The 14,505-nt window shown below is 65.4% G+C and carries 15 protein-coding genes and 3 pseudogenes; 13 read left to right on the top strand and 5 right to left on the bottom strand.

Translation table 11 applies throughout. The features are described from left to right. Position 1: 1 nt before the first annotated feature. Positions 2-340 carry a hypothetical protein gene (locus ACQP1G_RS12895; protein WP_433202780.1) on the bottom strand — a complete coding sequence of 113 codons (339 nt, stop codon included), beginning with the start codon at positions 338-340 and terminating at the stop codon, positions 2-4. Positions 341-526: 186 nt separating this feature from the next. Between ACQP1G_RS12895 and ACQP1G_RS12890 the strand changes: the two genes are divergently transcribed. The 3 genes from ACQP1G_RS12890 (at position 527) to ACQP1G_RS12880 (ending at position 2,691) form a co-directional block, all read left to right on the top strand. Then, positions 527-691, top strand: coding sequence for a hypothetical protein (locus ACQP1G_RS12890; protein ID WP_433202777.1), 165 nt, complete (start codon positions 527-529; stop codon positions 689-691). Positions 692-891: 200 nt separating this feature from the next. Beyond that, positions 892-2,088, top strand: a complete 1,197-nt coding sequence (locus ACQP1G_RS12885; protein ID WP_433202774.1) for a glycosyltransferase — start codon at positions 892-894, stop codon at positions 2,086-2,088. A gap of 66 nt (positions 2,089-2,154) precedes the next feature. Beyond that, positions 2,155-2,691 carry a YybH family protein gene (locus ACQP1G_RS12880; protein WP_433202771.1) on the top strand — a complete coding sequence of 179 codons (537 nt, stop codon included), beginning with the start codon at positions 2,155-2,157 and terminating at the stop codon, positions 2,689-2,691. Between the two features lie 19 nt (positions 2,692-2,710). On the opposite strand, the gene ACQP1G_RS12875 is transcribed toward ACQP1G_RS12880, so the two are convergent. Next, a complete protein-coding gene (locus ACQP1G_RS12875) occupies positions 2,711-3,544 on the bottom strand; it encodes a 2OG-Fe(II) oxygenase (RefSeq protein WP_433202768.1) in 834 nt (277 codons plus the stop codon). Between the two features lie 216 nt (positions 3,545-3,760). On the opposite strand from ACQP1G_RS12875, the pseudogene ACQP1G_RS12870 reads away from it, so the two are divergent. Further along, positions 3,761-3,880: pseudogene (locus ACQP1G_RS12870) on the top strand (inositol 2-dehydrogenase); the annotation flags it as partial. Positions 3,881-3,884: 4 nt separating this feature from the next. Here the strand turns inward: ACQP1G_RS12870 and ACQP1G_RS12865 are convergent. Next, positions 3,885-4,406: pseudogene (locus ACQP1G_RS12865) on the bottom strand (NAD(P)H-dependent oxidoreductase); the annotation flags it as partial. Positions 4,407-4,546: 140 nt separating this feature from the next. Here ACQP1G_RS12865 and ACQP1G_RS12860 point away from each other — a divergent pair. From ACQP1G_RS12860 to ACQP1G_RS12835, 6 genes are all read left to right on the top strand, one after another. After that, positions 4,547-5,407: a helix-turn-helix transcriptional regulator gene (locus ACQP1G_RS12860; RefSeq protein ID WP_433202765.1), complete on the top strand. Its 861-nt coding sequence runs from the start codon at positions 4,547-4,549 to the stop codon at positions 5,405-5,407. A 57-nt stretch (positions 5,408-5,464) separates the two neighbouring features. Next, the gene (locus ACQP1G_RS12855; RefSeq protein WP_433202762.1) at positions 5,465-6,319 is read left to right on the top strand and encodes a tryptophan 2,3-dioxygenase; all 855 of its coding nucleotides are present in this window, start codon (positions 5,465-5,467) and stop codon (positions 6,317-6,319) included. A gap of 4 nt (positions 6,320-6,323) precedes the next feature. Then, positions 6,324-7,559 (top strand): kynureninase, encoded by a 1,236-nt coding sequence (locus ACQP1G_RS12850; RefSeq protein WP_433202759.1) that lies wholly within the window; start codon positions 6,324-6,326, stop codon positions 7,557-7,559. Between the two features lie 4 nt (positions 7,560-7,563). After that, positions 7,564-8,412 carry a PaaX family transcriptional regulator gene (locus ACQP1G_RS12845; RefSeq protein WP_433202756.1) on the top strand — a complete coding sequence of 283 codons (849 nt, stop codon included), beginning with the start codon at positions 7,564-7,566 and terminating at the stop codon, positions 8,410-8,412. A gap of 163 nt (positions 8,413-8,575) precedes the next feature. Further along, positions 8,576-8,860, top strand: coding sequence for a hypothetical protein (locus ACQP1G_RS12840; RefSeq protein WP_433209578.1), 285 nt, complete (start codon positions 8,576-8,578; stop codon positions 8,858-8,860). A gap of 105 nt (positions 8,861-8,965) precedes the next feature. Next, positions 8,966-9,451, top strand: coding sequence for a hypothetical protein (locus tag ACQP1G_RS12835; protein ID WP_433202754.1), 486 nt, complete (start codon positions 8,966-8,968; stop codon positions 9,449-9,451). A 74-nt stretch (positions 9,452-9,525) separates the two neighbouring features. On the opposite strand, the gene ACQP1G_RS12830 is transcribed toward ACQP1G_RS12835, so the two are convergent. Then, positions 9,526-9,735 (bottom strand): hypothetical protein, encoded by a 210-nt coding sequence (locus ACQP1G_RS12830; protein WP_433202751.1) that lies wholly within the window; start codon positions 9,733-9,735, stop codon positions 9,526-9,528. A 67-nt stretch (positions 9,736-9,802) separates the two neighbouring features. Between ACQP1G_RS12830 and ACQP1G_RS12825 the strand changes: the two are divergent. Then, positions 9,803-10,783, top strand: a pseudogene (locus ACQP1G_RS12825) (IS701 family transposase); the annotation flags it as partial. Positions 10,784-10,805: 22 nt separating this feature from the next. Here ACQP1G_RS12825 and ACQP1G_RS12820 read toward each other — a convergent pair. Next, complete coding sequence (locus ACQP1G_RS12820) at positions 10,806-12,395, bottom strand: DHA2 family efflux MFS transporter permease subunit (protein WP_433202748.1); 1,590 nt, start codon at positions 12,393-12,395, stop codon at positions 10,806-10,808. Between the two features lie 69 nt (positions 12,396-12,464). Here ACQP1G_RS12820 and ACQP1G_RS12815 point away from each other — a divergent pair, with 69 nt between their 5' ends. Beyond that, positions 12,465-12,962 (top strand): GbsR/MarR family transcriptional regulator, encoded by a 498-nt coding sequence (locus ACQP1G_RS12815; protein WP_433202745.1) that lies wholly within the window; start codon positions 12,465-12,467, stop codon positions 12,960-12,962. A 72-nt stretch (positions 12,963-13,034) separates the two neighbouring features. Beyond that, positions 13,035-14,480 carry an NADP-dependent phosphogluconate dehydrogenase gene (gene gndA / locus ACQP1G_RS12810; RefSeq protein ID WP_433202742.1) on the top strand — a complete coding sequence of 482 codons (1,446 nt, stop codon included), beginning with the start codon at positions 13,035-13,037 and terminating at the stop codon, positions 14,478-14,480. Positions 14,481-14,505 lie beyond the last annotated feature (25 nt).

Genomic DNA, 14,505 nt, shown 5'->3' with positions numbered 1-14,505 from the left:
CCTAGGCGAGTTGCAGGTCAAGCCGAAAGCCGCTGTCCGTGGACTCTGCCTCCTGTCCGCGAGATGTCTGCACCCGCACCGTTACCTGGTAGGCGTATTTCGGGTTTGCGGGGCTGAAATTGCAGTACAGGCCCTTCACCGACGCGCAACCACCCTCGGTCGTCGCCTCTGCGACCGAGCGGGGTGACACTTCCACGGTCGTGATGAACGCGACGTCATAACTACCTGAGCCGAAGGGCTGAACCCGGATATCAGCCACGTGTTCCTGCGCGTATGTCGTTTCAACGACAGACCCGTCAGCAGCCACTGTGACAGACACATTCACGTACTCATCGGGCATAACTACGAGGATAGGGGTCTGCCTCGGGGTGCTTTGGGGGTCTTTTGGGTGCACTCGACGCGTACCAGTTGAGCCGAGGGTGTGTGTTCCTGGCGTCGGTCCTTCGAGCGTGTGATCCATCGGACGGGACTTCCTGGTATCGGCAGGACCACCCTCGCCCAGCGAAGCCGTCGCAATACTGGAGGGATGGACGATCTCTCCGACTTCCTGCGCACCCGGCGGTCCCGGGTGGATCCGGCGTCCGCGGGCATTGCCACCGATTCACGCCGTCGAGTGGCGGGATTGCGCCGTGAGGAGGTCGCGCATCTGTCCGGGGTGACATCTCGGTTACCCACTCCCAATCCAGGTTAAGGACTTCGTCGGCGCGAAACTGGCTCAACGCACCATGTGGTGCCCACATTCGGGCCGAGCGAAACCGCTCGTCACAGCCGCAGCGCGCCTGGACGAGTCATCACACCGGAGCCATCGTCACCGGTGGGGACACTTTGATCGGCGGACTTCCTATGGCCGACTACGGTCCACGCCGGAACACACGAGTAAGGGGTGGCGGCGTGCAGGTGCTTTTGTCGGCGAGCGGGACGCGCGGCGATATCGAGCCGGCCTTGGGGCTCGCGCTGCGGCTGCAGGAGCTCGGAGCCCAGGTGCGGGTATGCGCGCCACCGACTTTCGAGCGTCGCCTCACCGAGCTGGGCGTGCCGCTGGTGCCTTTGGGGCCGCCGATACCAGGTTTGGATGGGACAAGAGCCTCGATGGCGGCTGCGCTGGACTACGTAGACCAGTGGCCCGCAGTTCAGTTCGACACGATCCCCACAGCAGCGGCAAGATGCGATGCGGTAATAGCAACCGGCATTACGGAGATCGCCGCCCGGTCAGCCGCTGAGAAGCTGGGAATCCACTACCAGTACGCGAGCTACCAGCCGACCAGCCTGCCCTCGCCGCATCATCCGCCGATGCCGCGGATGCCAGGCGAGCGGCCTCCGCCAGCGGCGATTGGCAACCAACTGCTATGGGAGATCGACGCCGAGGGTTGGAACGCGCAGTTCGGCGAGGAGCTGGATATCCGCCGGGCAGCGCTCGGACTGCCACCAGTGGGCAATGTGCGCGACCATGTCTTCACCGACCACCCGTGGTTGGCAGCGGACCCAGTGCTGGGGCCATGGCCAGAATCATCCGGTCTGGATGTCGTACAGACCGGTGCCTGGATCGTTCCCGACGAACGCCCCCTCCCCGCCGAGTTGGAGGCGTTCTTGGACGCGGGTACACCCCCGGTGTATATCGGCTTCGGCAGCATGCGAGTGCGCAACGGCATCGCCCGGATCGCGATCGAAGCAATCCGCGCACACAACCGCCGTGTGCTCCTCTCTCGTGGCTGGGCCGAGTTGGCCTTGATCGACGACCTCTCCGACTGCATGGCCGTTGGCGAGGCCAACCATCAGGCGCTCTTCACCCAGGTCGCTGCCGTCATCCACCACGGCGGCGCGGGCACGACAACGGCCGCAGCCCGAGCTGGCGTGCCTCAAGTGGTGGTACCCCAGCTGACGGACCAGGCGTACTGGGCGCGCCGAGTGGCCGATCTCGGCATCGGCACGGCGTGTGAGGACGCTGATCCCGATCCAGCCTCATTGTCCGCCGCTCTGGACATGGCATTGGCGTCTACCACCCGAGCGCGTGCGAGCGTAGTGGCAGGCATGATCCGCGCTGACGGGGCAACGGTGGCAGCGAAGTTGCTAATCGACGCGATCAGATAGGGATGCTGCCGGAACGAAGCGATCCTCGCCCACGAAACCGCGTGCGCGCTAAGCGATTCGGGTGACATGGCCGGTGCCGCCGAACAATTCCAACTCAGCGTCCGCAAACGCAAAGCCACGCCATTTACCCGGGACCATGCGGTACCCCCCGGCACCGTGCAGGCCCGCAGCCGGGAACTCGAACAGGCCTGCACAATCGACAAAGTAGTCGAAGGACTGCGAGCCAAGGATCTCGAGGCCATAAGGCAGCTGTACACAACCGACGTCGTGTCCTTCGATGCCGAGCCGCCGCTCCAGCATGTCGGGATAGCGGCGAAACTCGAGAACTGGGCGAAAGTGTTGCTGTTCTTCGCGAGTGTGACCTATGAGGTTCGCGACCTGACGTTCATCGTAAGCGATGATGTGGCATTCGGGCACGCCTTTGCTCGTCTCAGCGGCACGCTGAAGAACGGGACGGCAACGAGTGGTATGTGGGTCCGGGTCACGCACGGTATGCGGAAGATCGACGACACCTGGCTCATCGCGCACGACCAGGTCTCGGTGCCGCTCGACATCCCGAGCGGGAAGGGAGTGGTCGCCCTCGAGCCGGTGACGAAAATCTAGGGTCCCCGCGAGCCGCGTCTCAACCAGAGTAGGGATAGCGGCGCATCCACTTGGTCATGATCCATTTTTCGCCGGCGAGGACCGGCGCTCCGGCATGCTTTGTGTCCGGGTCGAGCTGTCCGAGATTATTGAAGTATCGGAAATAGACTGCATGGCCTTTGCGTGGGGAAATCGAAACGTCTGCCTCAGGAAAAACGGTGTCACCGCCGCTTTCGACGTCATTGAGGTATACCACGAGAGTCGCCGTCCGCTGGCCGCCGCGAGCGATGTGAGCAGCGTGCCCGGGTTGGTCCGGCGGAAAGTAATCGAAATGGGAACGATACTCGCCGCCGACCCCGTACCGCAGAATTTGCAGCCCCTCACCGTTTTCCAATGGCCAGTTCATCAGGGCGGAGATCCGCCGATCGAGTCGGTCGATCAATGGGGTCTCGGACAACTTGAAATGTGTGCCCTCACTGGAGCGATTCCTAATTGTCTCCGGACGCCCGGTTTCGGGGTCGATGATCGTGGACCGCTGCAATTTACCTTCGGACAGCTCGATCACCTGATCACATTCTTCGGCGGAGAGCACATTGTCGAACAGAATAAGCTGCGGCCGCTCCACCCGAAACACCGGGTAGATCTCGCGGTCATGCGCGTGAATAATTGGATCCGGCGAAACGGGACACGTGTCGTACTCGTAGGGCGAGGAGACTGGAATCTCTCCCGCCAGCAAAGCGCGAACCGCCGCCGTGGCCACAGCCTTGTCGAAACCACCTCTGATCATCGATTCGACTATCGATTCGACAGAACAACCCCGTGCGAGATTTTCCTGAAGCCAATTGCGCCACGAAGCATCCATTGCCACCGTCATATTCGCAGAGTTTATGCGCCGATACCATCAGGCCGACTTTCCACTGCTGGGAATTATGTTTCCGAAGCTGCCTCCACGGCTGCGACGTGACACCGCTGCGCGTGGTACCGGCCCGAATCCGCGCCAACCACAACTGAAGTCGGTCACGGCAACGGATTCGAGCCGGGTCGGAATCTCAGCATGTCGTCTGCGCGCCGCACAGCGATTCGGTGACTACTCCCCACCCGAGCCGCCGAGGTCGCCGCCACGGTGCCCGGCGCCCGCGTTATCGATGACGCGCTGGCGGCCATCGTGGCCGATGACGTCGACGCAGTGGTCCTCGCCACGCCGGGACCGATCGGATCGGGAAGAGCAGGTCGTCGATGGGGCCGTTGATGCCACGGTCAGCGTAGTGCGGTTCGCGGCCGCCGATTGTCACCGACAGCATGGCCCGCTTGCCCGCGAGCGTGCCCTCGCCGAAGCGGTCGCCATAGCGGGTAGCGCTGTGTTCGCCTACGCCGTAGGCGAAGTGGTAGGCGAAGACCCGGTCGACCCAGCCTTTGAGGATTGCGGGCATCGCGTACCACCACAGCGGGAATTGGAAGATCACGGTATCGGCCCAGCGCAGTTTTTCCTGCTCGGCGGCGATATCGGCGGTGAGTGTGCCGGTGTCGTAGGCGCGACCGGAGTCCGCGGCGACCCGCAGTGGGTCGCTCGCCGTCCCGAAATCGTCGGCGTCGACCATCGGCTTCCATCGCATCGCGTACAGGTCGCTGACCTGCACGTCGTGCCCGGCTTCTCGCAGGGTGGTCACCGCGATGTCCTCGAGCGCGCCGTTGAGTGACCGCGGTTCGGGGTGGGCGTGGACGATGAGTGTCCGCATGTGCTGCTCCTTCGAATCGGATGTATTCGATCCCGGAAGTCGAATGAGCCGCTGTTCAGAGACGCTTCATCCATCGGACGGGACTTCCTGGTATCGGCAGGACCACCCTCGCCCAGCGAAGCCGTGGCAATACTGGAGGGATGGACGATCTCTCCGACTTCCTGCGCACCCGGCGGTCCCGGGTGGATCCGGCGTCCGCGGGCATCGCCACCGATTCACGCCGTCGAGTGGCGGGATTGCGCCGTGAGGAGGTCGCGCATCTGTCCGGGGTGAGCGTCGACTATTACGTGCGCCTCGAGCAGGGGCGGGCCCGGCAGCCGTCCGCGCAGGTCCTCGATGCGCTGGCCCGGGTTCTCGGTTTGGACGAGGTGGAGCGCGAGCACCTGCACCGGCTGGCCCGCCGTCCGCAGCGCCCGACGAAGTCGGCGCCGAACGTGCGTATCCGCCCGGAGTTGCTGCGGGTGCTGGATCTGATCCCCGACGCGCCCGCATTCATCGTCGATCACCGCCTCGACGTGGTGGCGGGCAACCCGCTCGCGGAGTTGCTGTACGGGCACAGCCCGATGAAGGGCCTGAATATTGCCCGGCACATCTTCCTGGACGACGACCGCCGCTCGCTTTACGCCGGATGGGAAGCCTGCACCCGCGACACTGTCGGCCACCTGCGCCTGGCCGCGGGCAAATATCCGGACGATCCGAAACTGTCGGCCCTGATCGGCGAACTGGCCGTGCACAGCGACCGCTTCCGCAAGCTGTGGGCCCGTGCCGACGTCCGCTCCCGTACCCACGGCTGTAAGGGCTTCGTCCATCCGATGGTCGGCACCCTGGACCTACATCAGGAAAACTTCGCCCTCCCAGAGGAAACCGGCACCGAACTCATTGTCCTGTCCGCCGAACCCGGCACCGAATCCCACGACAACTTGCGCCTGCTGGCCAGCCTCGGCGCTACGGATGCCCGGACCCGCGAGCGGTCGCCGGATCGTCATATGACACAACCCTAGCGGGCGTCACGATGATGTAATACGGTGAATATGGGGCACAGAAGAACGGGGCTGCCGATGACTATTCACCGGGACGCGCACGCACTCGAACCGGACATCGTCACCGATTTCAGCTCCCGCATGAGCTACGGCGCCTATCTGGACCTCGACACTCTGCTCAGCGCCCAGCATCCGGTCAGTCGGCCGGAACACCATGATGAGTTGCTGTTCATCATTCAGCATCAGACCACCGAGTTGTGGCTGAAGCTGGTGCTGCACGAATTACGGGCAGCGCGAGCGGCTTTCGACGCCGACGACATCGGTGTAGCGCTGAAATGCATTGCGCGGGTGAAGCACATTCAGAAGACACTGACCGAGCAGTGGTCGGTGCTGGCGACGCTGACGCCCACCGAGTACGCGCAGTTCCGCCACTTCCTGGGGAACTCGTCGGGCTTCCAGTCCCATCAGTACCGGGCGATCGAGTTCATCCTCGGCAATAAGAACGCGGCCGTACTTCGAGTATTCGAATCCGATGCCGCGGCATATGCCGAGCTGGCCACGCTCTTGCGCGAACCGACTCTCTACGACGCATTCTGGCGTCACCTCGCCCGCACCGGGCTCGCGGTCCCGCACTCGACACTGGAGCGCGACGTCACCGAAGCCCATACCCTCGACCCCGAGTTACTCGCGCTGGTGCAGTCCATATACGAAGCCCCAGAAGAACATTGGACCGTGTACGAGACATTCGAGGAGCTGGTCGACCTCGAGGAGAACTTCCAGCTGTGGCGGTTCCGGCATCTGCGCACGGTGCTGCGCGTCATCGGAAGGAAGGCCGGGACAGGCGGATCCAGCGGCGCCGGATTCCTGCAACGCGCACTCGAGCACACCTACTTCCCCGAACTCTTCGCCGTCCGCACCTGGACCGGACGCTGACCCGATGACCATCACGCCCACCGACTTCGCCACGTGCGCACGCGAACTCGACAAGACCGATCCGCTACGCGACTATCCCGCACGGTTTCTCGGCAGTGACGACCCGGAGATCGTCGCCTATCTAGACGGCAATTCCCTCGGACGGCCCACCCGGGCGACCGCGCAGCGACTCGCCGCCTTCGTCACCGAAGGGTGGGGCGGTCGACTGATTCGCGGCTGGGACGAGCACTGGTTCGACCTGCCGCTGACGATCGGCGACCGGATCGGGGCCACGGTCCTCGGCGCTGCCGCCGGACAGACCACGGTCGGCGACTCCACCACCGTACTGCTGTACAAGCTCGCGCGCGGCGCCCTGGCGCTGCGGCCCGACCGCACCGAGATCGTGCTCGACCGGGACAACTTTCCCACCGACCGCTATCTGCTCGAGTCGATCGCGACCGATCTCGAGTTGACACTGCGGTGGATCGAACCCGATGTCGCCGGTGGCGTCACCACACAGGAAGTGGTCGACGCCGTCTCCGAGCGCACCGCACTCGTTGTGCTCAGCCACGTCGCGTACCGCTCCGGATATCTCCTCGACGCTCCCGCGGTGTGCGCCGCCACCCACGATGCCGGGGCGCTGCTACTGCTCGACCTGTGCCATTCGGCCGGGTCGGTCGAACTCGAACTCGATACGTGGGCAATCGATTTCGCCGTCGGCTGCACTTACAAGTACCTCAACGGCGGTCCGGGCGCACCCGCCTTCGCCTATGTCGCGGACGCACACCAGGCCGATTTCACCCAACCGATCTGGGGCTGGATGGGTCGGGAAAATCCGTTCGAGATGGCGCAGGGCTATGTCCCCGCAGCGGGGATCAGACGAGTGATCAGCGGAACGCCCGCCATCGTCGGAATGCTCCCGATCCAGGACACCCTCGACCTGATCGAGGAGGTCGGGATGGCGGCCGTACGGGCGAAATCGATGGCGCTCACCGAATTCGCCATCGAACTCGGCCGCAACTGGCTGCTCCCGCTCGGCGTCCAGGTGTCATCACCACTGGACTCCGCCCGCCGCGGCGGACACGTGACGATCGATCATCCGCGATTTCGGGAGGTCACCCCGCGACTGTGGCAACGTGGCGTGATTCCCGATTTCCGCCCGCCCCAAGGAATCCGACTGGGCCTGAGCCCGCTGAGCACCACCTTCGGCGAGGTCCTGGCCGGACTGAGCGCTATCCGCGATGAACTCCTCGCATACTGATCCAGTGCCCGCCATCGCGGGCGCGGTTCTCGACGACCTCGACTCCCGCGCGGGCAGCGCGACTTCCCTGGCCCGCACCGTGCTCGGCGCCTATGTTCGTGACCTCGGCGGGTGGATCGCGATCGCGGACTTCACCGAACTGCTCGCCCTACTGGGTGTGCCGGTACCGAGCACCCGCACGGCGATTGCCCGACTCAAGAGCAAGGGCGTGCTGCGCGCCGAAAGTCGGTGCGGGCGTACAGGTTATGCGTTGACCGACGCCGCACTCGCGATGTTCGCGCGCGGCGACCCGCGAATCTTCGGATTCCGTCGGATGGCCCCTGGTGACGCGTGGCGGCTACTGTCCTTCGGCATCCCGGAGTCCGAACGCGCCGCACGACACCAGCTTCGGCGTCGACTGACCGCGATCGGCTGCGGCACCGTGTCGGCCGGTCTGTGGATCTACCCGGAGTACCTGGCGACGGAGGCCGCCGCCATCGTCACGGCCTTGGAACTCGATGAATACGTGACCTCGTTTCGCGCTACCGACCCCGCCGTGCCCGGCAATCTGCGCGAGGCCGCCGCGCAATGGTGGGATCTGGATGATCTCGCGTCCAGGCACCGCACCTTCTACGAGCGGCACCGCGACTTTCTCGACGACACCAGCGACCGAAATGCCTTCGCACGCTTCACCTCGATGCTCGACGAATGGCGGATCATCCCCTATATCGACCCCGGTCTGCCCGACGAGATGCTGCCCGCCGACTGGCCGGGCCCCGCCAGCGTGCACTTGTTCGCCGAGGCTCGACGGCGCTATCTGGAACCGAGTCGCCAGTGGGTGCGAGCGTTCGTCGATGAGCGCGCAAGCTTCTAGTAGGACTTTGTCAGGTTGGGAAGGTGTGGTGGCATAGTGGGCAGATGCCGATCCAAATAGCGAGTGCGCGTTGGATTTCGCGGACGATGCCGTAGAGGGTCAGTCCTGCCCACCGGCTTTTGGGTCGGACAGGCGCAGGCTGGTGAGGAACAGGTGGGCGGCGGTGGCGAGGGTGGCGTGGTGGTGCCAGCCGAGCCAGCGCGCTCTGCGGCCCGGCGGTCTGCTGCTGATGCAGGAGCTGTTTCTACCGTCGGATGAGCCCTCCGTCCGCGCGCTGCTCGATGGCCTCTTCTTCCGGCTGCAGGACGTGGCGTTCGGGCGATCCGCGGAATCCCTTGCCGTCGAAGCCGCGACCGAAGGATTCGAGAGGGCCGACATCATCGACAGCCCGCTGGGCAGGCTGGTACTCGTCCACAAGCCCGGCCACGGATTATCCCCTCCGGAATGAGACCCACTCCGTTGCAGTCGATTCCGTTACCACCGGCCCCCGCGCTCTCAACTGCCATCCGCGCGGAGAAGGCGCCCGCCCGGCAGCGGCAAGTAACATAATGCGGTGATGCACTTGATCGCGGCGTGTTGTGGGTTCGTGGGGGCGTGGTTGCTGGTTGCCGGTCCGGTTTATCAGGGCGTTGTCGAGTTGGGCGAATTAGGATTCGATGCGTCGGCGATCAGGGCGCAGGAGGAGGCGATTCCTCGTCGTCGGGTCTCGCCGTGGTGGTGGTTGCTCCCACCGGTTGCGTACGTACTCACCCGCCGCACGCAGAAGGCGTGGCAGCAGCAGATGATGGCGTCGCTGACGCCGCCGCAACGGGCGGAGCTCGTTACCTACTTCGGCAAGGCTGCCGGGTGGTTCGTGGTCGGCGGGGGAGCGTCGCTGATCGGCATCAAGGAAGCCATCGAACTCGTGCACGCGCTGGACTGGCCGGGCCTGATCACGATCCCGCTGGTCGTGCTCGCGGCCGCGATCGCATTGGCGTTCACGGTGTTCCGCGTCCGGCTGACCGAGCGCGCACTACACGTCGAGGACGAGACCGGATAACCCGCATCGACCGCGAGCTCGCCAGGCCGTGGCGGTTGCCCCCGCCCGCCGGCCGGGCACGCCGCCGCCTCTGCTCAGTGGTGGGCGAGGATGTGAATGCCGCTGTTGCTCTCGGACATGTAGATGATGTTGCGGCGGTCGATGACGTCCTGGGCCTGGTGCACGAGGGGGGTCGGGACGGGACCGAGTCGCTGTTTCGGGTTATCGGGGATGTAGTAGCCGACGATATGGGGGTCCTGTGGATCCCGGACGTCGGCAAATCTGCCGCCCGGCGTCGTGGCCACCGAACTCGATCGGCGGCTGCAGTGCGTGTGCCTGGCCGATGGCCGCGAGATCGGCTAGGACCGGCTCGTGATCGCGACCGGTGCCGACGCGCGGCCGTGGCCGGTGCCCGCCGAGGCCGCGTTGCGCGGTGTGCATGTGTTGCGCGGACGCGATGATGCGGATCGGCTGCGGGCCGACCGGAGTGCCGCGCCGCGCCAGGTGCTGGTGATCGGCGGCGGATTCACCGGGTCGGAGGTCGCCTCCAGCTCGAGTTTCGGAGTGATTCTCGAGACCATCGCCGGTGTGGATGCGATGGGGTTGGCGGATGTCGGTGAGCGGCTGGATGCGTTTGTCGGCGAGGTGTTCTCGTCGCTGGGGCGTAAGGATCGGATTGCCACGGCCGGGGTGTATGCGCGCGGGTTGATGCTGGATGGGCAGCGTAAGTCGATGCAGCCGATGGCCGAGCGGCTGGATGTGGATCATCAGCGGTTGCAGCAGTTCGTGACGTCCTCGCCGTGGGATGTCGCGCCCGTTCGGAAGGTGTTGTCGCGCAAGGCGTGTGATTTGATCGCGCCGGAGGCGTGGGCGATCGACGATACCGGGTTCGTCAAGGACGATGATGCGTCGCCGTGTGTGGCGCGGCAGTATTCGGGCACCCTGGGCAAGGTCGGCAACTGCCAGGTCGCGGTCAGCGTGCACACGGTGACCGACACCGCGTCGTGCCCGCTGGACTGGCGGCTGTTCGTGCCCGAGCGCTGGGACGATGCCTGCGCCGAGGATCCCGGGCAGGCTGCGGTCACCGCCACCCGACGCGCCGAGGCCGCGATCCCCGAGGGTGAGCGCCACCGCCGGAAATGGGAGCAGGCGCACGAATGCATCGACGAGCTGCTCGATTGGCGCAGGCCCGCGCCTCCGCTGATCGTCGCCGACGCAGGCTACGGGCAAACCGCCGAATTCCGCCAAGGGCTCACCGACCGCGACCTGCCGTATGCCCTCGGCGTGCCCGCGACGATCACGGTGCGCCCCGCCGGGGCGGTACCCGAGACGACGGACAGCACCCCGATCGGAGTGCTGGCCGCCGCGACAGTCACTACATCAACTCGGTCGGATCGACAGCCTTCGCGCGCTGCGGCAGGAACAGGATCGACGCGATAGCACCAGCCACGGCAATCGCGGTGCACACCCACAGCATCGTCGCAATGCTGTCCACGAACGCGCTGCTGACCGAATCGAGCAGCTGCGGCGAATTCAGTTGGCGCGCAACCGCGATGCCATTGGCCGCACTCTTCTCGACCGCCGCCGCGGCCTGCTCCGGCAGACCATCGGTGTGCACCGCACCCCGGTAGGTGGCATTGAGCACGGTACCGAGCAGGGCGATACCGACGGTGCCACCGACCTGACGCATCGCCTGGATCAGTGACGATCCGGCACCGGCCCGGTCGGGATCCAACTCCCCCAGCGCGGCATTCATCGCCGACGGCATACCGAAGCCCGCACCGGCACCGGCGATCGCGATCCACGTGGCCACGTAGCCGTAACCGGAGTCCACATCGGTCAGCGCGCCCATCGCCAATCCGATAGCGAGAATGACGAATCCGATCGCGACGGTGATCCTGGTGCCCGCGGCGGTATCGACGGGTGTCGCCAGCTTCGCGCCGATCACCATGCCGCCGATGAACGGCAGCAACTTCAACCCGGTGCCCAGCGCATCCGCACCCTGGATCGCCTGGAAGAACTGCGGCATCGTGAACAGCAGACCGAACATCGCGAACACCGCGACGGTGATGAGCAGGGTGCCGCACACGAAGGACCGCGAACGCAACAGGCGGGCGTCGATCAGCGGCGTGCCGGTCCGGCCGAAGCGCCCCTCGACCACCGCGAAGATCGCCAGCAAGACGACCGCGGCAACCATGAACGCGATCGCCGCCCCATTGCCCCAACCCTTTTCACCGGCCAGCGTCACCCCGTAGACCAGCGCCGCCAGCGCCGCCGAGGAGATCACGATGCCGAGGTAGTCGATCGTCGGCCGCACCGAACTGCGCGATTCCGGAATCAGCGCGACGACCGCGGCGACTGCCACCACGGCAACCGGAACGTTGATCCAGAAGATCGACGACCAGGAGTAGTGGTCCAGCAGCAGACCGCCGACAATCGGACCGAGCGGTAGACCGATGCTATTGGCGACGACGAAGAAGTTGATCGCCTTCTTGCGTTCGGCCTCCGTCGGGAACAGCACGGTGATCAGCGACATCACCACCGGAACCAGTAGCGCCGCACCGATTCCCAGGAAGGCGCGCGCGGCGATGAGCTGCCCCGCGGAGCTGGACAGCGCACACACCACCGAACCGGCTCCGAACAGGATCAGCGCCGCGGCCAGCATCTTCTTGCGGCCGAACCGGTCGCCCAGCAGTCCGGCGGGCAGCAGCAGTGCGGCCAGGACGAGGTTGTAGGAGTTGGCGATCCACTGCAGTTGTTCGGTCGATGCGCCGAGGTCGACCGATAGCGTCGGGAGCGCGACATTCAACACTGTGGTGTCGAGACCGACGACCAGCACCGCGAGGCAGAGCGCGGCCAGCACGCCGAAGCGGCGGGTGCCGGAGAGTTCGCCCGGTACGACGGCGTCGAGCAGGGCCGGGTTCGAGTCCGACACGTAGTCGGCGGCTCGTTCATGGGGAGGCATGTCGCGACATTATTACTAATCTCTGATAGTTGCAATAGTTCAAAAACTTAGCAAGGTACGCTCGGCACCATGACGGCACCACAACCGACGACGGCGGAATCGGAGCGGGCACGGGCGTTCGTCGAACGACTCGGCGGAGCAATGGCGGCCAGCGGCGTGCCACAGATGGCCGCCCGGGTTCTCGCGCAGATGCTGATCAGCGAAAAAGGCGTCATGACCTCGGCCGAACTCGCCGACGCGCTGCAGGTCAGCCAGCCGTCCATCTCGGGTGCGGTCCGCTTCCTTGCACAGATCGGATTCGTCTCCCGTGAGCGGGTGCCGCGCACCCGCAAGGACCAGTACCGCATTCGCGACAACGTGTGGGAAACGGTGCTCACACTGCGCAACGACTCACTCGATGCGTGGAAGACCAACCTGAAGTACGGCGTCGATACCTTCGGCGCGGACACCCCGACCGGGCGCAGGCTCACCGAGGCCGTCGACTTCTTCGACTTCGTCCAGCAGGATATGCACGGCCTCATCGCCCGCTGGCGCGAACACCAGCGAAATGCCGAGCGAGACCGGTGAATCGTCGCCGCCCGGGGTGACTAAGCTTCGGACGGTAGGTAACAACACCTGTCGAACGGAGAGAGCTGATTCATGTCGTCCGCAACAGCATCCGCACAGATCGGGGTTACCGGCCTCGCGGTCATGGGTAGCAATATCGCCCGGAACTTCGCCAAGCACGGCTATACGGTGGCACTGCACAACCGCAGCATCGCCAAGACCGACGCGCTGCTGGCCGAACACAGCGGCGACGGCAACTTCGTGCGCACCGAAACGATCGAGGAGTTCGTCGCGGCGCTGGAGAAGCCGCGCCGGGTGCTGATCATGGTCAAGGCGGGCGATCCGACCGATGCGGTCATCGAGGAGCTCGCCACCGCGATGGAGCCCGGCGACATCATCATCGACGGCGGCAACGCGCTCTACACCGACACCATCCGCCGCGAGGCCGCCATGAAGGCGCGCGGACTGAACTTCGTCGGCGCCGGCATCTCCGGTGGCGAGGAGGGTGCGCTCAACGGTCCGTCGATCATGCCCGGCGGACCGAAGGAGTCCTACGAATCCCTCGGTCCGTTGCTGGAATCGATTGCGGCGCAGGTCGACGGCACTCCGTGCTGCACCCATATCGGCCCCGACGGCTCCGGGCACTTCGTCAAGATGGTGCACAACGGCATCGAATACGCCGATATGCAGCTGATCGGCGAGGCCTATCACCTGTTCCGCGACGCGCTCGGCTTCGGGGCGAAGCAGATCGCCGACGTGTTCACGCAGTGGAACTCCGGCGAGCTGGAGAGCTACCTGGTCGAGATCACCGCCGAGGTGCTGAACCAGGTCGACGCGAAAACGGGTAAGCCGCTCGTGGATGTGATCGTCGACGCGGCCGAACAGAAGGGCACCGGCCGCTGGACCGTGAAGTCCGCACTCGATCTGGGTATCCCGGTCACCGGCATCGCCGAGGCGGTCTTCGCACGGGCGTTGTCGGGTTCGCGTGCACAGCGCAAGGCCGCGGTTGGTCTCGCATCCGGCACGCTGGCCGAAAAGCCCACGGACGTCGAACAGTTCACCGAGGATATCCGCCAAGCGCTCTACGCGTCGAAGATCGTCGCGTACGCCCAGGGCTTCGATCAGATCGCAGCTGGCAGTGTGGAATACAACTGGGACCTGCACCCGGGCGACCTCGCCACGATCTGGCGCGGCGGCTGCATCATCCGAGCCCGCTTCCTGAACCGGATCAAAGATGCCTACGACCAGAACCCGGCACTGCCGAGCCTGATCCTCGCGCCGTACTTCCGCGAGGCGATCGAGACGGCCATCGACAGCTGGCGCCGCGTGGTCGCCACCGCCACCCTGCTCGGCATCCCGGTGCCCGCGTTCGCATCCTCACTGTCGTACTACGACGCCCTGCGCGCCGAACGGCTCCCGGCCGCACTCACCCAGGGTCAGCGCGACTTCTTCGGTGCCCACACCTACGAGCGGATCGACGCGCCGGGTAAGTACCACACCCTGTGGAGCGGCGACCGCAGCGAGGTCGCCGCCGACTGACCGCGATTCCCAATCGTGGCAACAC

Origin of the sequence: Nocardia sp. CA-107356, assembly GCF_050946365.1 — a bacterium.
Lineage (GTDB): Bacteria > Actinomycetota > Actinomycetes > Mycobacteriales > Mycobacteriaceae > Nocardia.
This window is presented reverse-complemented; position numbering and strand designations above follow the sequence as displayed.

Excerpts from the sequence above, each read along its gene's own strand:
- ACQP1G_RS12820 (WP_433202748.1), bottom strand. The coding sequence starts at position 12,395 with ATGCCTCCCCATGAACGAGCCGCCGACTACGTGTCGGACTCGAACCCG.
- ACQP1G_RS12860 (WP_433202765.1), top strand. The coding sequence starts at position 4,547 with ATGGACGATCTCTCCGACTTCCTGCGCACCCGGCGGTCCCGGGTGGAT.
- ACQP1G_RS12855 (WP_433202762.1), top strand. The coding sequence starts at position 5,465 with ATGACTATTCACCGGGACGCGCACGCACTCGAACCGGACATCGTCACC.
- ACQP1G_RS12850 (WP_433202759.1), top strand. The coding sequence starts at position 6,324 with ATGACCATCACGCCCACCGACTTCGCCACGTGCGCACGCGAACTCGAC.
- ACQP1G_RS12890 (WP_433202777.1), top strand. The coding sequence starts at position 527 with ATGGACGATCTCTCCGACTTCCTGCGCACCCGGCGGTCCCGGGTGGAT.
- gndA (WP_433202742.1), top strand. The coding sequence starts at position 13,035 with ATGTCGTCCGCAACAGCATCCGCACAGATCGGGGTTACCGGCCTCGCG.
- ACQP1G_RS12880 (WP_433202771.1), top strand. The coding sequence starts at position 2,155 with ATGGCCGGTGCCGCCGAACAATTCCAACTCAGCGTCCGCAAACGCAAA.
- ACQP1G_RS12815 (WP_433202745.1), top strand. The coding sequence starts at position 12,465 with ATGACGGCACCACAACCGACGACGGCGGAATCGGAGCGGGCACGGGCG.
- ACQP1G_RS12895 (WP_433202780.1), bottom strand. The coding sequence starts at position 340 with ATGCCCGATGAGTACGTGAATGTGTCTGTCACAGTGGCTGCTGACGGG.
- ACQP1G_RS12875 (WP_433202768.1), bottom strand. The coding sequence starts at position 3,544 with ATGACGGTGGCAATGGATGCTTCGTGGCGCAATTGGCTTCAGGAAAAT.